Origin of the sequence: Streptomyces sp. NPDC101225, assembly GCF_044767585.1 — a bacterium.
Classification (GTDB): domain Bacteria; phylum Actinomycetota; class Actinomycetes; order Streptomycetales; family Streptomycetaceae; genus Streptomyces.
Window position 1 is genome coordinate 83,598 of record NZ_JBIWOE010000029.1, and the last position, 18,387, is coordinate 101,984.

The following is an 18,387-nucleotide window of genomic DNA, read 5'->3' on the forward strand; positions in this document are numbered from 1 at the left end:
GGGGTTCGCGTGGCGCGGCCTAGGAGAGCTGCCCGTCGTAGTCCGGCAGCTTGAAGGTCTTCTCGGCATGGCCGCCCGACAGGTCGGTGGCGCTGTTGCCGATGTTCGCGATGATCGTGTAGCCCTTGTTCTCGATGTCGACGCGCTGGGCGGTCTTGTAGGCGGCGACGTTCTTGAAGAGGTCGAACAGGCCGCGGACGTAGAGCCCGGAGACCTGGTATCCGTCGTGCTCGAGGTTCCACTCGGTGGGCGCGTAGAGGATGCCCGGGCGGGCCGTCACGAAGAAGACCGAGACGCCGTGCTGCTGGGCGTACTCGGCGACGTTCAGGACGGGCTTGTTGGCCGGCTGCGGGTACGTGAAGCCGAAGTCGGTCTCCAGCGTGGTGTTGTCGACGTCGAAGACGATCGCCTGCTTCTCACCGGGGCCGGTGCGTGCGATCCGCTGTTTCAGATAGGGCAGCGCCTGGTCCATCACCGCCTGGCAGTCCGTCTGCCAGGTCGCGTAGTCGACGTCCTCGGTGCTCGTCGCCGCGTTCGCGGGGGTGGCCAGTGCCACAAGGGCCGTGGTGGAGACTGCGGTGACCACTGTGCTCAGCGCCCAGGGGCGTCGGCTTGTCATGGTGGGGGGTCCTCTCACGTCCGTATGCCGTTGTCTGGTGCATGGTCGGGGGCGAGGGTGGCGCGAGGGGAACCGTAGGGTTACCGAGTGGTAAGTCGCCAGAGATGTGCGTCACATGAGGCCGGACAGTTTCATCGGGTCCGGCGCGGAGGGGGAGTTGGCCGGCGTAGCGCCCGTCACATCGGCGAGGGGAGGGAGCGCACGGGCCGGTGACATGCCGCACAGGCGATATGTCCGTTACTAGACGGAATAGTGGATCCCCTGATGCGAGAGAGGGGGGCCTTGGTCCTGGAGCCGGGGCGGCGCCTTCGCCTTCTTCGGGGGATTGATGACCGATCTGTCCCGGATGAGTCATGTGTCAAGAAGTCGGACATCTTGGCGTGAAGTACTAGCTTCCGTCGTAGATCACATGTTTTGGGTTCAACGGGTTCCGGGGTTACCAAGGATGAGCCCATCCGGCCGAGTGCGTCGGGTGGCTTTTCTCTGCTCCCGTCCTCCCGAGGTATCCATGTCTACGCGTGTCACGTCCCGTTCCTCCCGTACGTCCCTCCTCCGCACCCGCGCCGCCGTCCTGGCCGCAGGCCTCGGGGCCTCGGTCGTGCTGGGGGCCGGGGTCGCGGCCGCCGCCGACGTCTCCTCCGCCTCCACCGCCGCGAGCGCCGTCGAGGCGCAGGCCGCCGCGCAGGCCAAGGCCGCCAAGGCCGCGGCGGCCGCGAAGGCGAAGGCGCAGGCGGTCGCGCAGCAGAAGGCGGCGGCCAAGAAGGCCGCCGCCGCCAAGAAGGCCCGCTCCTGGGTCCGCCCGGTGGCGAAGTACACGCTCTCCGCGAGCTTCAACCAGGCCGGCGGTATGTGGCAGCACAAGCACAGCGGTCAGGACTTCGCCGTGCCGAGCGGCACGAACGTCGTCGCCGCGCACGGCGGCACGGTCGTCAAGGCCGGCGGCAACGGCGCCGGTGACGGCCCCGCGTACGGCAACGCCATCGTCATCAAGCACGGCAACGGGACCTACTCGCAGTACGCCCACCTGTCGCGGATCGACGTCCGCGTCGGCCAGGTCGTCGCCACCGGCCAGCACATAGCCCGGTCCGGCAACACCGGCAACTCCAGCGGCCCGCACCTGCACTTCGAGATCCGCAGGACCGCCAACTACGGTTCGGCGATCGACCCGGTCTCCTTCCTGCGCGCCAAGGGCATCAAGGTCTGAGACACGGGTGCCCGGGCGGGACCGGCTACGGCCCGTTCGCCGACCGGTGCGCCTGGGTCACCAGATCGGTGGCGACCTCGAGGACGGCCTTGCGCTTGTCCTCGGGGTCGCCTTCGAGGTCGTTGAGGACGAACATCCCGGCGTGCAGCGTGAACATCGCGCTGACGCAGCGCACCTGGTCGACCAGGTCCGCGTCCGGGTCGATGAGGATGTCGCGCATCCCCATCATGCGGTTGCGGAACATCTCGCCGATGCGCAGCTCCTTCACCGTCGCCTGGTTCTCCTGCATGAAGCGGAAGAGCGGCGACGCGCTCGCCAGGGTGTCGCTGTAGCGGCGGATGATCTCCTGCTTGGTCTCCAGCGTCTGGGGCTGCGCCCTGCCCCACTCGATGAGGTCCTCTATCGGCTGGGAGAGGTCCTCGAAGATGCTGACGAGGATCTCTTCCTTGGTCTTGAAGTGGTAGTACAGCGCCGCCTTGGTGACGTCGAGGCGCTCGGCGATCTCGCGCAGCGAGGTCTTCTCGTAGCCCTGCTCGGCGAAGAGCTCGAGCGCCACGTCCTGGATGCGCTGGCGGGTGTTTCCGCGGCGATGCTGTTTGGTGCCGTCCATGGTGACGCCCATCCTCGTACTCCTCGCGCTCGCACGGAAACTTACTTGCCGCCCGACTAGAAAACTTACTTGACGCCCGGCTAGTTCCGGGTCTAACTTCTCCCAGTGTAGACAACTAGCCGGGCGGCAAGTAAGTAGTCGGCCGGGGGGAACGAAGAAGGACCTAGGGGAGTGGGGACGATGGCGGACACACAGACGGTCGAGACCAAGCCGGACAAACAACCGAAGAGCGTACGGGTCGTCCTGCTGGCGCTCATGATCACCATGATGCTCGCGATGCTCGACAACATGATCGTGGGGACGGCGATGCCGACGATCGTCGGCGAGCTCGGCGGGCTGGAGCACCTGTCGTGGGTGGTGACGGCGTACACACTGGCCACCGCTGCGTCCACCCCGATCTGGGGCAAGCTCGGTGACATGTACGGCCGCAAGGCCACCTTCATGACCTCGATCGTGATCTTCCTGGTCGGCTCCGCGCTGAGCGGCATGGCCCAGGACATGGGACAGCTGATCGGCTTCCGGGCCGTGCAGGGCCTCGGCGCCGGCGGTCTGATGGTCGGCGTCATGGCGATCATCGGTGACCTGATCCCGCCGCGGGAACGGGGCAAGTACCAGGGCATGATGGCCGGTGTCATGGCGCTGGCGATGATCGGCGGCCCGCTGGTCGGCGGCACGATCACGGACAACTGGGGCTGGCGCTGGTCGTTCTACATCAACCTGCCGCTCGGCGTCGTCGCGCTCGGTCTGATCAGCGCGGTGCTGCACCTGCCGAAGAAGCGGTCCAAGGCGGGCATCGACTACCTCGGTGTCGTGCTGCTGACCGTCGGCATCACCTCCATCGTGCTGGTCACCACCTGGGGCGGTACGCAGTACGCGTGGACGTCGGCGCGGATCATGGAGCTCATCGGCATCGGCGTGGCCGCGCTGATCGGGTTCGTGTTCTGGCAGACCAAGGCGTCCGAGCCGGTGGTGCCGCTGCACATCTTCCGCAGCCGCAACTTCACGCTGATGTCGATCATCGGCTTCATCACCGGCTTCGTGATGTTCGGCGCGACGCTGTTCCTGCCGCTGTACCAGCAGTCGGTGCAGGGCGCGTCCGCGACCAACTCCGGTCTGCTGCTCCTGCCGATGCTGGGTGCGATGCTGGTCACCTCGATGGTGGCCGGGCGGGTGACCACGAACACCGGCAGGTACAAGGTGTTCCCCGTGATCGGCAGCACGCTGATGATCATCGGGCTGTACCTGCTGTCGACGATGGACACGGAGACCTCGCGGCTCATGTCCGGTGTGTTCATGGCCGTGGTCGGCCTCGGCATGGGCTGCCTGATGCAGATCACCATGCTGGTCGCGCAGAACAGCGTCGAGATGCGGGACATGGGCGTCGCGTCCTCCTCGACCACCCTGTTCCGTACGCTCGGCTCCTCCTTCGGTGTCGCGATCATGGGCGCGCTGTTCAACAACCGGGTCCAGGACGTCATGTCCGCCCGGGCCGGGTCGCTGGGTTCGAAGATCACCGAGAAGTCGGCGCAGCTGGACGCCAAGAGCCTGGAGAAGCTGCCGGCGGCAGCGCGGGAGGCGTACCAGCACGCGGTGTCCGCGGGAACGCACACGGCCTTCCTGCTCGGGTCGGTCGTGGCCGTGGTCGCGCTGATCGCGGCGGTGTTCGTGAAGGAGGTCGCGCTGCGCGGGGCGGGACCGGCCGCGCCCGAGCCCGGCGAGGACGAGGCGGTGCAGGCACCGGTCGTCGAGGCCGTGTGATCCTTCGGCCATGAACCGAAGGCCCCCCGGATGGTGTCCGCCCCGGGGGGCCTTCTTCGTGTGCGGGGTGCGGCCGTCCGGCGGGGGCGTGCGCGGCGGCGCGTGGGCGGGCGCGGCCGGGCGGGCGCGCCGTCGCGCCGCCGCGGAGGAGAGGGCTACGGCAGCATCGGATAGCTGCCGGTGTTCGTCGGGGCGTGCTCCGGCAGCCACAGCACCGCCACCGCGCCCTCCGCCGGCACGTCGTCGGGCGCTCCGGCCGGACGGACGTTGCGGAAGGTCAGGCGGGCGCCGAGCACGCGGGCCTGGCCGGCGGCGATGGTGAGGCCCAGGCCGTGCCCGTGGCCCGCACGGTCGGTGCTGCCGGTGCGGAAGCGGCTCGGCCCGTCGGCGAGCAGGTCGGCGGGGAAGCCGGGGCCGTGGTCGCGGACGCGGATCACACGGCCCTCGACGGTGACCTGGATCGGCGGCTTGCCGTGCTTGGCGGCGTTGGCGAGCAGGTTGAACAGCACCCGCTCCAGGCGCCGGGGATCGGTCGTGACCATCGACTCGTGCACCACCCGTACCTCGACCGCCGGGTCCTTCGCCGCCACCCGCCGGCTGACGAACTCGCCGAGCATCAGGTCCTGCAGCTCGGCCCGCTCGGAGGCCCCGTCCAGCCGTGCCACCTCCAGCACGTCCTCCACGAGGGTGCGCATCGCCTTCGCGCGGTCCAGGACCAGCTCGGTGGGGCGGCCGGGCGGGAGCAGCTCGGCCGCCGTGAGCAGCCCGGTCACCGGGGTGCGCAGCTCGTGCGCGATGTCCGCGGTGACCCGGCGCTCGGCCTCCAGCCGCTGCTGCAGGGTGTCCGCCATGGCATCCACCGCGCGGGCCAGGTCGTCGGTCTCGTCCCGTACGACGCCGCCGATGGCGTCCCGCACCCGTACGTCCGACTCGCCCCTGGCGACCTGGTTCGCGGCGGCCGCCGCCTTGCGCAGCCGGCGTGAGAGCTGGCCGCCGATGAGCACGCCCAGCGCGCTGCCGCCGAGGACCACCGCGATGGAGCCGATCACCAGGGCCTGGTCGAGATCGTGCAGGATGTCCGTGCTGCGGTCGGTGAAGTTGGTGTGCAGCGAGAGCACGTGCCCGTCCTTGACCGGCACCGCGGCCCAGATGTCCGGCACCCCGGCGCGTCCGTCGGTCACGAACGTCGCCCTGCGGCCCTGCAGGACCTTCGCGCGCAGCGCCGGCGGCAGCCGGGGGTCGTCGATCTTGACGTTGGGGAAGTTGGGCCGGTTGGACAGCTCGTAGCTGCGCTGCGCGATCTGGACGCGCTCGTCCGCGAGGTCGCGCGCGTTGTCCAGCATCGAGACCCGGGCCGCGTTGTGCACGACCAGGCTCAGCGCGATCGCCACCAGCGCGCCGACCAGGGCGATGGCCGCGCTGAGCTTCCATCGCAGCCCCGTGCGCATGCCCGCGCCACCCGCGTCGTCCGGGGTGGTCGGGCGCCTGAATGTCCCCCGCATGTCCCTGGTGTCCCCGTTCAGGCCTTCAACTTGTAACCGAAGCCGCGGACCGTCTCGATCCGGTCCTGGCCGATCTTCGTGCGCAGCCGCTGCACGTGGACGTCCACCACGCGGGTGTCGCCGCCCCAGCCGTAGTCCCACACCCGCTCCAGCAGCTTGTCGCGCGAGAGGACGGTGCCCGGCGCGGAGGAGAACTCCAGCAGCAGCCGCATCTCGGTCGGGGTCAGCGCCACCGGCTGCTCGGCCCGGCGCACCTCCATGCCCTCGGTGTCGATCTCCAGATCGCCGAAGGTCAGCACTCCGCCGCCCGTCGGGTCCGAGCCGTCGTCCGCCTTCTCGCCGCCGCTCGCGTGGCCGAAGCGGCGGAGCACCGCACGGATCCGCGCGACCAGCACGGCGCCGTCGAAGGGCTTGGTCACGTAGTCGTCGGCGCCCGCCTCCAGGCCGAGCACCACGTCGATCGAGTCGGCACGGGCGGAGAGCATGATCACCGGCACGGTCGACTCGTCGCGGATGCGGCGGCACAGGCTCACGCCGTCGAGACCGGGCACCATGACGTCGAGCAGCGCGATGTCGGGGCGGTTCGCCCGGAACGACTCCAGGCCCGACAGCCCGTCGGGCATGGCGGTGACCGCGAAGCCGTCCCGTTCCAGCGCGAGCTGGGTGGCCTCACGGATGACGTCGTCGTCCTCGACGAACAGGACGTGGGTCTGGTCTGCCATCCCGGTGCTCTCAGTTCTCGTATCGGTGATGTCGGTCGTGGCCTGCGCACGGCCTCTGCCGGTGGATCGGTCCGAGCGGCCCGAACGGTTCACGAGGACGGCGACGCGCCGCCCCCGACGGCGTTGCTGTAGTCGTTGCGGGTGTTGTACCGCTTCACGAAGCGGCCCGCGGTCCAGCCGTACGTCGTCACGATCTCGCCGGACGGACTCGACACCGGGTCACCCTTCTCGTACACCTGCTTGGTCACCACCAGGTCGCCGCGGTCGATCTCCGCGTAGACCGGGGGCTCCTCGGCCTGGAACACATTCTCGTACCGACCGCCTTCCCGGCGATACACGTACGAGCCGATCCCCACCGCGTCGCCGCAGGTCAGCACGTTCACCACGACGTCGTCGGCCGATGCGCCGGTCAGATTGCCGTAGGAGACGTCGATCGGGTACTCGTTCGCGACGCACGGCTTGAGGCCGCGCTTGACGTCCGCCGAGACCGACGGGTCGTCCTCGACCAGCTTGACCGCGTCCACATGCGCGGGGGCCTTCGACGGGCTGGGCTTCGGCGAGAGGGCGGCGCCGGCCACCGCGTCCGAGGGCGCGTGTGCGGGGCCCTCGTCACGGGCGCCGGTGCCGCCCGTGGCGCAGGCGGAGACGAAAAGGGCAAGGGCGGCGAGCACGGCCACCGCCGTGCACGCCGCCTGCAAGGTCCCTCGGCCCGAGTCCGTCAGACCGCGCAACGCTCCTGCTCCCCACGCTCCAGCGCGCGTGCGTCCAGATCGCGGCTCTCCAGCTCCTCACGGAGCCGGGCGAGCGCCCGGTGCAGCGTGCTCTTGACCGTACCGGCCGACATCCCGAGGGCTGCGGCCGTCTCCTCCGTCGACATCTGCTCCCAGTGTCGCAGGACGACGACACTGCGCTGCTTCGGCGCCAGAACCTTCATGATGTCCATCAGCAGGGCGCGGTCCGCGTGCTGCTCGGTGGAGTCGTCGACCGAGGCGTCCGGCAGCTGCTCGGTCGGGACCTCCTCCAGCTTGCGGGCCCGCCACCACTCGGTACGGGTGTTGATCATCACGCGGCGCAGGTAGGCGTCGGCGAGGCGCTTGTCCGCGATGCCGTCCCAGCGGTGGTACGTCCGGACCAGCGCCGTCTGCAGCAGGTCCTGGGCGTCCACCGGGTCCGGGACCAGCCGGCGCGCGCTGCGCAGCAGCGCGTCCTGCCGGGTGCGGACGTACTCCTCGAACTCGAGCACCTCTCCCTGAGCCATGCTGAACCGCCTCCCGATCCCCGTTCCCGCCGGCCCCTCGCCGTCGGTCTTCCTCGTGGCAATGAAGCTACGGAGGCGTTGTCACGGCGCTGTGCGAGCCAGCGCGCGGCTGGCAATCGGCTGTCCGTCGGTTGTGTAACGGACGTAGGAACGGGGTAAACACGCGCACCGAACTGCGGTGTTATGGGGGGATTCGGTCGGGCGGCGGGTCGTGATGTGCCGTGAGGTGACGGGGGGTTATGTCAACGGGAGCCGATACAAACCACCGGGAAGCGGCTCCACGAGCCCGTCCGAGACGAGTCCGTCGAGCGCCCGCGCGCGCTGCACGGGCTCGTGCCACACACGGTCGAGCACCGGCTGCGGCACGGGTCCGTGGGCCTCGCGCAGCACGGCGAGCAGCTTGCCCCGCACCTGGCGGTCCGTGCCCGCGTACGTCTGCCCGCGCCGCGGCGGCCCCTGGTGCTCGGGCTTGCCCGCGAGCCGCCAGGCGCACCGGTCGGCGATGGGGCAGCGGTGGCAGGACTCGTTCTTGGCGGTGCACACGAGCGCGCCGAGCTCCATGGAGGCGGCGGCCCAGCGGGAGGCGGTGCGCTCGTCCTCGGGCAACAGGGCGCGGGCCAGCTTGCGTTCGGCGGCGGTGGTGGCGTTCGGCGGGTACTGGACACCGGTGACGGCGCGTGCGAAGACCCGCCGGACGTTGGTGTCGAGGACCGCGTGCCGCTGCCCGTACGCGAAGGAGGCGACGGCGGCGGCCGTGTACTCGCCGATGCCGGGCAGGGCGAGCAGCTGGGCGTGGTCGGTCGGTACGTCCCCGCCGTGCCGCTCCGTTATGGCCACGGCCGCGCCGTGCAGGCGCAGGGCGCGGCGCGGGTAGCCGAGGCGGCCCCAGGCGCGGACCGCCTCGCCGGGAGCCTCCTTGGCCAGGTCGGCGGGGCGCGGCCAGCGGGCCAGCCACTGCTCGTAGACGGGCAGTACGCGGCTGACGGGTGTCTGCTGCAGCATGAACTCGCTGACCATCACCCCCCAGGCGCCGGCTTCCGGGAGCCGCCACGGCAGGTCCCGGGCATGCTCCTCGAACCAGTCGATGACGGGGGAGTGGAGGTCCTCGCCGGGAGGGGGCCCCAGAGGGCCGTCGGCGGGGCTGTCGTTCGGGGGCTTCGTTGGCGCAGTCATGGCCCTTCCGATCCTGCCACGGCCAGGGTCGGTTGGGCGGTCGTGCCGCCTGCGGTGCGTCGTGCGGAAGTGGTTGGTGTGCGGACCGGGATGATGATCCGGAAAAGTTGCGGAACTGGCGGCGGGTGCGGCAAGCGAACGCGCCGATCTCTCGTACAGTTTGCGCCGTGGGATCTCTGCGCAATCCTGTCGGACCGCTCCCCCGCTCCATCTACTGGCGCCGGAGGGCCGTACTCGTGTCTGTGGTCGCCCTGTTGGCGCTGCTGATCGTCTGGATCGTGACGTCGGGCGGAGGCGGCGGCAAGAAGGGCGGCGGGACGAACGGCAAGGGGCCCGTGCCCACGATCACCGCGGGCCCGTCGGGTTCGGGTCCCGCGATCAGCCAAGCCCCGGGCGGACGCGACGATTCGAGCGGCGGAGACTCCAGCGGGACCGGTTCCGGGGGCAGTTCGGGCTCCGGGTCCGGCGGTTCCGGGGCGGGCTCCGGCTCCGGCGGCGGGGCCGCGGGCGGCGGCGGGTCCGGGTCCGGGGGAACCGAGGGTGCGGGCGGCGGCGGTGCGGCCGGTGTCGGTTCGAGCATCGGGGTCGGCACGGGCGACACCCTCGCGCCGGGTTCCACCCTTCCCAACTGCACCGCGAGCACGGTGAAGTTGAGCGTGCGCAGCCTGCACAACACCTACTCGCCCGGCCAGCGGCCCACCCTGCTGCTCACCGCCTCGAACACCTCGCCCTACGACTGCAAGATCGATCTCGGGCCGAAGAGCGCGGTGTTGACGATCACGCAGGCCGGCAGCGAGGACGACTACTGGTCCTCCGCCGACTGCCCCAAGGGCTCCGGCAGCCTGGTGTTCCGGGTGCCCGCGAAGACCGGCATCACCTACACCGTGAAGTGGGACCGCAAGCCCAGCGCTCCGAAGTGCGCGACGCCTCCGGCGGGGTCCGCCAAGGCCGGTACGTACCTGGTGGAGGCGACGTCGTCGGGCTTCACCAAGGCCCAGACGTCGTTCCTGCTCAAGGCGGACTGAGCGGCCACGCCACGACGGGCGGACGACAGGCCGACGCGGCGGGCGGGCCGGGGTGTACCGGCGCGGCGCGTGGACTGGGGGGTCTTGGTGTGGCGGGCGGGCCGGGTGTTCCCGGTGTCGTCGGTGGACCGGGGCATTCCGGGGCGGCCGTCGGGGCGAGGGGGCTGGTGCGGTCGGCGGGCCGGGGTGTCCCCCGGCGCGGTATGTGGACGGAGGGCCTTGCTGCGGCGGGTGGGCCGAGGTATCCCGGGGCGGCCGTCGGGGCGAGGGGTCTTGGTGCGGCGGGCGGGCCGGGTCTTCCGGTGTCGTCGGTGGATCGGGGCATTCCGGGGCGGCGCGTGGACCCAGGGCATGATGCGGTGTGCGCGGACGAGCGGGCCCGGGGCGGCCGCGGGGCCGGTCTGTATCAGACGTATCGCTCGAGGATCGACGACTCCGCGAGCCGGGACAGGCCCTCGCGCACGCTGCGGGCCCGTGCCTCGCCGACGCCGTCGACGGTCTGCAGGTCGTCGACGCTCGCCGCGAGCAGCTTCTGCAGACCGCCGAAGTGCTCCACGAGCCGGTCGATGATGGCGCCCGGCAGCCGCGGCACCTTGGCCAGCAGGCGGAACCCGCGGGGCGAGACCGCCGAGTCCAGCGTCTCCGGAGAGCCGGTGTAGCCCAACGCCCTGGCCACCGTGGGCAGTTCCAGCAGCTCGGCGTGGGTGAGCGCGTCGAGTTCGTAGAGCGCCTCGTCGACCGTGCGGGAGCGCTTGGCCGTGGGCTCGGGGACGTAGTCCCGCACCACCAGCTCACGCTCGGGCTCCACGCCTGCGATCAGTTCGTCGAGCTGGAGGGCCAGCAGCCGTCCGTCGGTGCCCAGTTCGACCACGTATTCGGCGATTTCGGTGGCGATGCGGCGCACCATCTCCAGCCGCTGGGCCACCGCCGACACGTCGCGGACCGTCACCAGGTCCTCGATCTCCAGGGCCGACAGCGTGCCCGCGACCTCGTCCAGGCGCAGCTTGTAGCGCTCCAGGGTGGCGAGGGCCTGGTTGGCGCGGGAGAGGATCGCCGCGGAGTCCTCCAGGACGCGGCGCTGGCCGTCGACGTAGAGGGCGATCAGGCGCATGGACTGCGAGACCGAGACGACCGGGAAGCCGACCTGCTTGCTGACCCGGTCCGCCGTGCGGTGCCGGGTGCCGGTCTCCTCGGTCGGGATCGTCGCGTCGGGCACGAACTGCACGCCCGCCCGCAGGATCTTCGACAGGTCGGAGTTGAGCACGATGCCGCCGTCGAGCTTGCACAGCTCGCGCAGGCGGGTGGCCGTGAACTCGACGTCCAGCACGAAACCGCCCGTGCACATCGCCTCGACGGTCCGGTCGAAGCCGAGCACGACGAGACCGCCGGTGTTGCCGCGCAGGACGCGCTCCAGGCCGTCGCGCATGGCCGTGCCGGGAGCCACGGCGCTCAGTGAGGCGCGCATCAGGCCATCGGCACCGGAACTCCCACCGGATTTGCCGGGAGCTGCTGCCCGGTCGTTGGCTGCCACTGCACTCCTCCGGTCGCAGGTTCTGGGCGCCCCCATGTCGCACATTCTGTTCGCACGGACGGGCGAGACCAGGGCAAAGTCTACCGGCGGTCCTCCTCGTCCCGTGGGGCCTCTCGGCGACGGGAGCGCGGAAGGACCCGCAGGGCGTCCCCTATGTCGGCGACTTCCAGGACCTTCATCCCCGGAGGGATCTTGCCGGGGTCGCCCGGAACGAGGGCGTGCGTGAAGCCCAGACGGTGCGCCTCGGAGAGCCGGCGCTGGACGCCCGTGACCCGTCTGACCTCGCCCGCGAGACCGACCTCGCCGATCGCGACGAGGTTCTTGGGCAGCGGGGTGTCGCTCGCGGCCGACGCCAGCGCGAGCGCGACGGCGAGGTCGGCGGCGGGCTCGGAGAGCTTCACCCCGCCGACCGTCGCGGAGTAGATGTCCCGCTTGCCGAGCGCGCTGATCCGGCCGCGCTGCTCCAGGACGGCCAGCATCATGGAGACGCGGGAGGTCTCCAGACCCGAGGTCGTACGGCGCGGGGAGGGGATCTGGGAGTCGACGGTGAGCGCCTGGACCTCGGCGACCAGGGGGCGGCGGCCCTCCAGGGTGACCGTCAGACAGGTGCCGGGGACCGGTTCGTCACGTCTGGTCAGGAAAAGTCCGCTCGGGTCGGCGAGGCCCGTGATGCCCTCGTCGTGCAGCTCGAAGCAGCCCACCTCGTCCGTGGCGCCGTAGCGGTTCTTGACGCCTCGTACGAGGCGCAGGCGCGCGTGCCGGTCGCCCTCGAAGTGGAGGACGACGTCCACCAGGTGCTCGAGGAGGCGGGGGCCGGCGATGGCGCCGTCCTTGGTGACGTGGCCCACGAGCAAGGTGGACATGCCGCGCTCCTTGGAGGCGCGGATGAGCGCGCCGGCGACCTCGCGCACCTGCGCCATGCCGCCGGGGGCGCCGTCGATCTCCGGGGAGGCGACGGTCTGCACCGAGTCGAGGATGAGCAGCGAGGGCTTCACCGCGTCCAAGTGACCCAGCACGGCGGACAGATCGGTCTCGGCGGCGAGGTACAGATGGTCGTCGAGCGCCTTGATGCGGTCGGCGCGCAGCCGGACCTGGCTCGCCGACTCCTCACCCGTGACGTACAGCGTGGGGTGCTCGTCGCTGGCCGACTTGGCCGCCACGTCCAGCAGCAGCGTCGACTTGCCGACGCCGGGCTCGCCCGCGAGGAGCACGACCGCGCCGGGCACGAGCCCGCCGCCGAGGACCCGGTCCAGCTCGGGCACGCCGGTCGAGCGGGCGGTGGCCTGCCGGCCGTCGACCTGGCCGATGGGCACGGCGGAGGTCGTCACGCGGCCCGGTGCGGTCGTACGCACCGCGGACGCGCCGTACTCGTCGATCGTCCCCCAGGCCTGGCACTCGGGGCAGCGACCGAGCCACTTGGCCGTCTGCCAGCCGCACTCGGTGCAGCGGTAGGACGGGCGGTCCTTGGCGGTCTTGGTACGGGCAGCCATGCCGAGAACCGTATCCGAGGCCACTGACAACGCCGGACGGCGCGAACGGTTCCCCTGGCCGCCGCCCGTTCTCGCACCGCGAACCGGCCACAGCCGTCAGGAACCGGCCACGGAACGAACGGTTCCTGTACCCGATTGAGGGATCGTTTCACCCGTATGGATTAAATGTGCTCAAGGGGGAAGAAGGGGCCATCCCGAGCCGCCTACGGTCCACGGATGATGAGCAGCAGTCCGGAGACCCCGACCCGCACCACCGGCGCACACCGGGCGCGCCGGGAAGCCCGCGACCGCGCGGCGGCCCGCACGCTGGCGCAGCGTCCGCCCGCGCGCTACGAGCCGTATCTCGACGGCCTGTTCACCTACTGCCTGTCGGTGCTGTGCGACCACGACGCGGCGACCGAGGCCCTCGGCGACGCCCTCGCCCTCGCCGAGCGGCGCCGCGGCCCGCAGGCGGCGGGGGACCGCCGGCCGTGGCTGTACGCGCTGGCCCGCTGGTCCTGTCTGCGCAAGCTGGCCGAGGCCAAGCAGAAACGTCAGGGCACCCACGCGGCGGGCCGCACCGTCGCCGGGCGGCAGTGCCCCGGTGCGCCTCCCGTCGCCGAGGACGTCCAGAAGCGGCGCCGCCGCGAACTCGCCCTGCTCGCCTGGCCGGAGGCCGCCGGCACCACACCGGAGCAGCGCGAGGCGCTCGAACTCGCCGTGCGCCACCACCTGGCCGCCCACGAGGTGGCCGCCGTGCTCGGCCTCGACCTCGCCGCCGCCCGCGAACTGCTGGCCTCCGCGGCCTGCGAGGTCGAACGCACGCGCGCGGCCCTCGCCGTCGTCGAGGCCGGCGGCTGCCCGGGGGTCGCCCGCCTCACCGGGGACAACCAGCTGGTGCTCAGCTCGGCGCTGCGCAAGGAACTCGTCCGGCACGTCGACGACTGCCCGCGCTGCCGCCGCAGCGCCGAGCGCGCGGTCCCCGGCCGCTGGCCCGGCGCGATGGTGACGCCCGCCGAACTCCCCGTCCTGGAGGCGCCCCGCGCCGCCCTGCACGGGGCGGTCGCCCACCCCGCACGCGCGCGTGGTGCCGCGGGTCCCCGCTTCGACCGGCGCGGCTTCCCGATGGACCCCAAGGACCGCGCCGCCCGCCGGGACCGCATCCGCGCGCGTGCCGTCACCACCACGGTCGTGGCCACCGTCGTGGCGGCCCCCGTGCTCGCCCTGTGGGCCGCCTACCGCGGCTCACCCGCCGACGAGGGCCCGGACGGCCGCTTCCCCACCGCCGGCGAGGCGCACGGCCCGGAGAGCCTCGACGGCGAGGCGGCGGGCGGCGGCTACGAGAACGCCGGCAACGCCAGCAGCACCCCCGGCGGCCGCTTCGGCACGGGCGGCGACCCGGACGTCTCCGTGGAGGTCGTCAGCGTCGCCGGCGCCGGGCGGAACGGTTCCGGAGAGCTCGACGTCTCGGCCGGCCACCACGGCGACACCACGCTCGTCACCCTCACCGCGACCGGGACGTCCCCGGTGCGCTGGTCGGCGTCCACGGGCGCCTCCTGGCTCTATCTGAGCCAGTCCTCGGGAACGCTCGCGCCCGGCGACTCGTTGACGATCAAGGTGTACGTCGACCACCTGCGCGAGCCGTCCGGCTCGTGGAGCGCGAAGGTGGCCGTCTCGCCGGCCGGCGCCGTCGTCTCCATCGAGGGCTACGGCAGCGCGCCCGGCCCGGACAGCCCGGCCCCGGCCAGTCCCTCGGACCCGCCGCCCCCGTCGGACCCGGACCCCACGCCGAGCGGCCCGGCACCCTCCGGCCCCCCGTCGAGCCCCCCGCCGTCGTCGGCCTCCCCGGACCCCACGCCCAGCGACCCGACCCCGACCGCGCCGACGAGCGCGACGCCGTCGCCCACCGGCAGCGGCGGTCCGAGTCCCTCGACGTCGTGAGCGCGGGCCCCTGCGGACGCCGGTTCGGGACGTCCGCGGCGCCGGGGACCGCCGCGGACGTCCCGCCCGCCCGGCGGCCGCCGGCGACGCCCGCGCTCAGTGCTGCTGGCCGGCCGGATCGGCCGGGTGCGGTGCCAGCAGGGGCAGCTGCGAGGCCAGCCGCTGCTCGCACAGCTCGACCAGGCGGTCGTAGCCGGCCTTGCCCATCAGCTCGATCAGCTCCGGCCGGTAGGACACGTACACCGGGTCGCCCGCGCCGTGCGCCGAGGTCGCCGAGGTGCACCACCAGTGCAGGTCGTGGCCGCCCGGGCCCCAGCCCCGGCGGTCGTACTCGCCGATCGACACCTGGAGCACCCGGGTGTCGTCGGGCCGGTCGATCCAGTCGTAGGTCCGCCGGACCGGCAGCTGCCAGCAGACGTCCGGCTTGGTCTCCAGCGGTTCGCGGCCCTCCTTCAGGGCCAGGATGTGCAGCGAGCAGCCCGCGCCGCCCGCGAACCCGGGCCGGTTCTGGAAGATGCAGGAGCCCTGGAAGGGACGCGTCTGGCGGTCGCCGTCCTCGTCCTCGGAGATCCAGCCGTGCTCCATGCCCTCGTCATGGTGCTGCCAGATCTCCGGCGTGAGCCTCGCCACATGCCCGGCGACGCGCTTCTCGTCGTCCTCGTCGGAGAAGTGGGCACCGAGCGTGCAGCACCCGTCGTCCGCGCGGCCGGCCTGGATGCCCTGGCAGCCGCTGCCGAAGATGCAGTTCCAGCGAGAGGTCAGCCATGTCAGATCGCACCGGAAGACCTGCTCGTCGTCCGCCGGATCAGGGAATTCCACCCACGCGCGCGCGAAGTCGAGGCCCTGCTCGTCGGCCGCCAGGTCCTTCTTCGACTTCTTGGCCGTCCCCGGCGCCTTCACCTTCGAAGACCCCTTGGCGGACTTGTCCTTCTTCGCCGTTTTCGTCTTTGGCACGGAACCAGCCTACGGCTCCGGCAGCCCCGTCCCGTACGGAGGACCGCCCAGCTGGCAGTAGCGTTCCGTACATGAGACTCGGTGTCCTCGACGTGGGATCGAACACGGTGCATCTGCTGGTGGTGGATGCGCACCCCGGCGCGCGCCCGCTGCCCGCGCACTCGCACAAGGCGGAACTGCGCCTCGCCCAACTCCTCGACGACAGCGGAGCCATCGGCTCCGACGGCATCGCGAAGCTGGTCGACGTCACCCACGAGTGCCTCCAGGCCGCCGAGGACAAGGGCGTCGAGGACGTCCTGCCCTTCGCCACCTCCGCCGTGCGCGAGGCCAGCAACGCCGACGACGTCCTCGCGCGCGTGCGGGACGAGACCGGTGTGGAGCTGCAGGTCCTCACCGGTGAGGAGGAGGCCCGGCTGACCTTCCTCGCCGCCCGCCGCTGGTTCGGCTGGTCCGCCGGCAAGCTGCTCGTCCTGGACATCGGCGGCGGCTCCCTGGAGATCGCCTACGGCATCGACGAGGAGCCCGACGCCGCGGTCTCCCTGCCGCTCGGCGCCGGCCGGCTCACCGCGGGCTGGCTCCCCGGCGACCCGCCCACCCCGGACTCGATACGGGCACTGCGCCGCCACGTCCGCGCGCAGATCGCCCGCACGGTGGGCGAGTTCACCCGCTTCGGCACCCCCGACCACGTGGTGGCCACCTCCAAGACCTTCAAGCAGCTGGCCCGCATCGCCGGGGCCGCCCGCTCCACCGAGGGCCTCTACGTCCAGCGGGAGCTGAAGCGGGAGTCCCTGGAGGCGTGGGTCCCGAGGCTGGCCGGGATGACGGTGGCCCAGCGCGCCGAACTGCCGGGCGTCTCCGAGGGCCGCGCGGGCCAGCTCCTCGCCGGCGCCCTGGTCGCCGAGGGCGCCATGGACCTGTTCGGCGTGGACAGGCTGGAGGTCTGCCCCTGGGCCCTGCGCGAGGGTGTCATCCTGCGCCGCCTGGACCACATGGGGTCGGTGTAGCGCCCCGGGGGCGCGGGGAACGGCGTGAGCAACCCTTCTCGACACCGCACCCGTCAGTGGCGAAGTCCACAACGACGCATAGGCACGACACGGCGGCCGATCCCAACCCGTAACCTGTCCAGCATGGCGGAGCCAGTCGTGCGCATCCCGGATGCGAAGGTCGCGCTGTCCACGGCCTCGGTGTACCCGGAGTCCACGGCGACGGCCTTCGAGATCGCCGCGCGCCTCGGGTACGACGGAGTCGAGGTCATGGTGTGGACCGACCCGGTCAGCCAGGACATCGAGGCGCTGCGCAGACTCAGCGACTACCACCGGATCCCGATCCTGGCCGTGCACGCCCCCTGTCTGCTCATCACCCAGCGGGTGTGGTCGACGGACCCCTGGGTCAAGCTCCAGCGCGCCCGGGCGGCCGCCGAGAAGCTCGGGGCCGACACGGTCGTCGTGCACCCGCCCTTCCGCTGGCAGCGCCAGTACGCGCGCGACTTCGTCTCCGGGATCTGGCGCATGGCGCACGAGACGGACGTGCGGTTCGCCGTCGAGAACATGTACCCCTGGCGCTACCGCGACCGCGAGATGCTCGCGTACGCCCCCGACTGGGACGTGACGAAGGAGGACTACCGCCACTTCACGATCGATCTCAGCCACAGTGCGACCGCCCGGGTCGACGCGATGCACATGATCGACCGCATGGGCGACCGGCTCGGTCATGTCCACCTGGCCGACGGCCGGGGTTCGGCCAAGGACGAGCACCTGGTCCCGGGCCGCGGCAGCCAGCCCTGTGCCGAGCTGCTGGAGCGGCTCGCCCTGACCGGCTTCGACGGCCACGTCGTCATCGAGGTCAACACCCGGCGCGCCATGTCCGGCGCCGAACGCGAGGCCGATCTGGCGGAGGCACTGGCCTTCACCCGGCTCCACCTCGCCTCCGCGGTGAGGGTGCCGCGGCCATGACCGACACCGCCTCCCGGCGCCGGGGCCGGCCTCGCCGTACGGAATCGGCCGACACCCGCGACCGCATCCTGGCCGTCGCCCGCGAGGAGTTCTCCGAACGGGGCTACGAGAAGACGTCGGTGCGCGGCATCGCGAAGGCGGCCGGCGTGGACTCCGCGCTGGTGCACCACTACTTCGGCACCAAGGAGCAGGTCTTCGAGTCGGCCATCGAGGTCGCGTTCGCGCCCGCGCTGGACGCGCCGGCGGCGCTCGCCGACGGCCCGTCCGCCGAGGTCGGCGAGCGGCTGACCCGCTTCATCTTCGGCATCTGGGAGAACCCGACCACCCGTACGCCGCTGCTGGCGATCGTGCGCTCCGCCGTCAACAACGAGGCGGCGGCCGCCGTCTTCCGCCGCCTCATCGCCTCCCAGCTGCTGCGCCGTATCGCCTCCCAGCTGGACCTGCCGGACGCGGAACTGCGCGCGGAGCTGGCCGCCGCACAGCTCGTGGGGTGCGCGATGCTGCGGTACGTGATCAAGGTGGAGCCGCTGGCGTCGGCGGACGTCGAGCAGGTCATCGCACGGGTGGCGCCGGTGGTGCAGGGACATCTGACCGGCCCCTGAGCCGGTCCGGCCGGCCGGGACGTCCCGGTCCCCGCCGGTCCGCCGGGCCGGGCGGCCCGGTCCTCCG

17 protein-coding genes are annotated in these 18,387 nt (G+C 71.9%); 7 read left to right on the forward strand and 10 right to left on the reverse strand.

Annotated features, from left to right (window positions below; genetic code table 11):
- Nucleotides 1-19: 19 nt before the first annotated feature.
- Nucleotides 20-619, reverse strand: coding sequence for an HAD family acid phosphatase (locus tag ACIRPX_RS32105; RefSeq protein WP_404201800.1), 600 nt, complete (start codon nucleotides 617-619; stop codon nucleotides 20-22).
- A gap of 508 nt (nucleotides 620-1,127) precedes the next feature.
- Here ACIRPX_RS32105 and ACIRPX_RS32110 point away from each other — a divergent pair.
- Entirely contained in the window at nucleotides 1,128-1,823 is a 696-nt protein-coding gene (locus tag ACIRPX_RS32110) for a M23 family metallopeptidase (RefSeq protein ID WP_404201802.1), read from the forward strand.
- 25 nt (nucleotides 1,824-1,848) lie between these two features.
- Here ACIRPX_RS32110 and ACIRPX_RS32115 read toward each other — a convergent pair whose 3' ends face one another.
- A complete protein-coding gene (locus ACIRPX_RS32115) occupies nucleotides 1,849-2,445 on the reverse strand; it encodes a TetR/AcrR family transcriptional regulator (protein ID WP_404201804.1) in 597 nt (198 codons plus the stop codon).
- Between the two features lie 168 nt (nucleotides 2,446-2,613).
- Here ACIRPX_RS32115 and ACIRPX_RS32120 point away from each other — a divergent pair, with 168 nt between their 5' ends.
- A complete protein-coding gene (locus ACIRPX_RS32120; RefSeq protein ID WP_404201806.1) occupies nucleotides 2,614-4,191 on the forward strand; it encodes an MDR family MFS transporter in 1,578 nt (525 codons plus the stop codon).
- A gap of 155 nt (nucleotides 4,192-4,346) precedes the next feature.
- Here ACIRPX_RS32120 and cseC read toward each other — a convergent pair whose 3' ends face one another.
- The 5 genes from cseC to ACIRPX_RS32145 all read right to left on the reverse strand — a co-directional run bounded on the left by cseC (nucleotide 4,347) and on the right by ACIRPX_RS32145 (nucleotide 8,846).
- A complete protein-coding gene (gene cseC / locus ACIRPX_RS32125) occupies nucleotides 4,347-5,822 on the reverse strand; it encodes a two-component system sensor histidine kinase CseC (RefSeq protein WP_404201863.1) in 1,476 nt (491 codons plus the stop codon).
- Nucleotides 5,711-6,415: a two-component system response regulator CseB gene (gene cseB, locus ACIRPX_RS32130; RefSeq protein WP_404201808.1), complete on the reverse strand. Its 705-nt coding sequence runs from the start codon at nucleotides 6,413-6,415 to the stop codon at nucleotides 5,711-5,713. Before cseB ends, cseC begins: the two co-directional genes overlap by 112 nt.
- A gap of 89 nt (nucleotides 6,416-6,504) precedes the next feature.
- Nucleotides 6,505-7,146 carry a hypothetical protein gene (locus ACIRPX_RS32135; protein WP_404201810.1) on the reverse strand — a complete coding sequence of 214 codons (642 nt, stop codon included), beginning with the start codon at nucleotides 7,144-7,146 and terminating at the stop codon, nucleotides 6,505-6,507.
- On the reverse strand, nucleotides 7,134-7,673 hold the full coding sequence (locus ACIRPX_RS32140) for a SigE family RNA polymerase sigma factor (RefSeq protein WP_108011029.1): 540 nt from the start codon (nucleotides 7,671-7,673) through the stop codon (nucleotides 7,134-7,136). The genes ACIRPX_RS32135 and ACIRPX_RS32140 overlap by 13 nt, the downstream gene beginning before the upstream one ends.
- A 237-nt stretch (nucleotides 7,674-7,910) precedes the next feature.
- Nucleotides 7,911-8,846 carry an A/G-specific adenine glycosylase gene (locus ACIRPX_RS32145; RefSeq protein ID WP_404201812.1) on the reverse strand — a complete coding sequence of 312 codons (936 nt, stop codon included), beginning with the start codon at nucleotides 8,844-8,846 and terminating at the stop codon, nucleotides 7,911-7,913.
- 167 nt (nucleotides 8,847-9,013) lie between these two features.
- On the opposite strand from ACIRPX_RS32145, the gene ACIRPX_RS32150 reads away from it, so the two are divergent.
- Nucleotides 9,014-9,871, forward strand: coding sequence for a hypothetical protein (locus ACIRPX_RS32150; protein ID WP_404201814.1), 858 nt, complete (start codon nucleotides 9,014-9,016; stop codon nucleotides 9,869-9,871).
- 406 nt (nucleotides 9,872-10,277) lie between these two features.
- Here the strand turns inward: ACIRPX_RS32150 and disA are convergent, their stop codons facing one another.
- Nucleotides 10,278-11,402, reverse strand: a complete 1,125-nt coding sequence (gene disA, locus ACIRPX_RS32155) for a DNA integrity scanning diadenylate cyclase DisA (RefSeq protein ID WP_404201816.1) — start codon at nucleotides 11,400-11,402, stop codon at nucleotides 10,278-10,280.
- 80 nt (nucleotides 11,403-11,482) lie between these two features.
- Nucleotides 11,483-12,892: a DNA repair protein RadA gene (gene radA / locus ACIRPX_RS32160; RefSeq protein WP_404201818.1), complete on the reverse strand. Its 1,410-nt coding sequence runs from the start codon at nucleotides 12,890-12,892 to the stop codon at nucleotides 11,483-11,485.
- 216 nt (nucleotides 12,893-13,108) lie between these two features.
- Between radA and ACIRPX_RS32165 the strand changes: the two genes are divergently transcribed.
- Complete coding sequence (locus tag ACIRPX_RS32165; RefSeq protein WP_404201820.1) at nucleotides 13,109-14,812, forward strand: hypothetical protein; 1,704 nt, start codon at nucleotides 13,109-13,111, stop codon at nucleotides 14,810-14,812.
- A gap of 96 nt (nucleotides 14,813-14,908) precedes the next feature.
- On the opposite strand, the gene ACIRPX_RS32170 is transcribed toward ACIRPX_RS32165, so the two are convergent.
- The gene (locus ACIRPX_RS32170) at nucleotides 14,909-15,766 is read right to left on the reverse strand and encodes a hypothetical protein (protein ID WP_404201822.1); all 858 of its coding nucleotides are present in this window, start codon (nucleotides 15,764-15,766) and stop codon (nucleotides 14,909-14,911) included.
- Nucleotides 15,767-15,837: 71 nt separating this feature from the next.
- Between ACIRPX_RS32170 and ACIRPX_RS32175 the strand changes: the two genes are divergently transcribed.
- The 3 genes from ACIRPX_RS32175 to ACIRPX_RS32185 all read left to right on the forward strand — a co-directional run bounded on the left by ACIRPX_RS32175 (nucleotide 15,838) and on the right by ACIRPX_RS32185 (nucleotide 18,320).
- Nucleotides 15,838-16,770: a Ppx/GppA family phosphatase gene (locus ACIRPX_RS32175; RefSeq protein WP_404201824.1), complete on the forward strand. Its 933-nt coding sequence runs from the start codon at nucleotides 15,838-15,840 to the stop codon at nucleotides 16,768-16,770.
- Between the two features lie 123 nt (nucleotides 16,771-16,893).
- Nucleotides 16,894-17,718, forward strand: a complete 825-nt coding sequence (locus ACIRPX_RS32180; RefSeq protein ID WP_404201826.1) for a sugar phosphate isomerase/epimerase family protein — start codon at nucleotides 16,894-16,896, stop codon at nucleotides 17,716-17,718.
- Nucleotides 17,715-18,320, forward strand: a complete 606-nt coding sequence (locus ACIRPX_RS32185) for a TetR family transcriptional regulator (protein ID WP_404201828.1) — start codon at nucleotides 17,715-17,717, stop codon at nucleotides 18,318-18,320. Before ACIRPX_RS32180 ends, ACIRPX_RS32185 begins: the two co-directional genes overlap by 4 nt.
- The last annotated feature ends 67 nt before the right edge of the window (nucleotides 18,321-18,387 follow it).

What these genes read in the sequence shown, in the direction of transcription:
- ACIRPX_RS32120 (WP_404201806.1), top strand. Translation starts at nt 2,614, where the DNA reads ATGGCGGACACACAGACGGTCGAGACCAAGCCGGACAAACAACCGAAG.
- radA (WP_404201818.1), bottom strand. Translation starts at nt 12,892, where the DNA reads ATGGCTGCCCGTACCAAGACCGCCAAGGACCGCCCGTCCTACCGCTGC.
- ACIRPX_RS32115 (WP_404201804.1), bottom strand. Translation starts at nt 2,445, where the DNA reads ATGGGCGTCACCATGGACGGCACCAAACAGCATCGCCGCGGAAACACC.
- ACIRPX_RS32110 (WP_404201802.1), top strand. Translation starts at nt 1,128, where the DNA reads ATGTCTACGCGTGTCACGTCCCGTTCCTCCCGTACGTCCCTCCTCCGC.
- ACIRPX_RS32165 (WP_404201820.1), top strand. Translation starts at nt 13,109, where the DNA reads ATGATGAGCAGCAGTCCGGAGACCCCGACCCGCACCACCGGCGCACAC.
- ACIRPX_RS32140 (WP_108011029.1), bottom strand. Translation starts at nt 7,673, where the DNA reads ATGGCTCAGGGAGAGGTGCTCGAGTTCGAGGAGTACGTCCGCACCCGG.
- ACIRPX_RS32175 (WP_404201824.1), top strand. Translation starts at nt 15,838, where the DNA reads ATGAGACTCGGTGTCCTCGACGTGGGATCGAACACGGTGCATCTGCTG.
- ACIRPX_RS32185 (WP_404201828.1), top strand. Translation starts at nt 17,715, where the DNA reads ATGACCGACACCGCCTCCCGGCGCCGGGGCCGGCCTCGCCGTACGGAA.
- cseB (WP_404201808.1), bottom strand. Translation starts at nt 6,415, where the DNA reads ATGGCAGACCAGACCCACGTCCTGTTCGTCGAGGACGACGACGTCATC.
- ACIRPX_RS32105 (WP_404201800.1), bottom strand. Translation starts at nt 619, where the DNA reads ATGACAAGCCGACGCCCCTGGGCGCTGAGCACAGTGGTCACCGCAGTC.
- ACIRPX_RS32180 (WP_404201826.1), top strand. Translation starts at nt 16,894, where the DNA reads ATGGCGGAGCCAGTCGTGCGCATCCCGGATGCGAAGGTCGCGCTGTCC.
- ACIRPX_RS32145 (WP_404201812.1), bottom strand. Translation starts at nt 8,846, where the DNA reads ATGACTGCGCCAACGAAGCCCCCGAACGACAGCCCCGCCGACGGCCCT.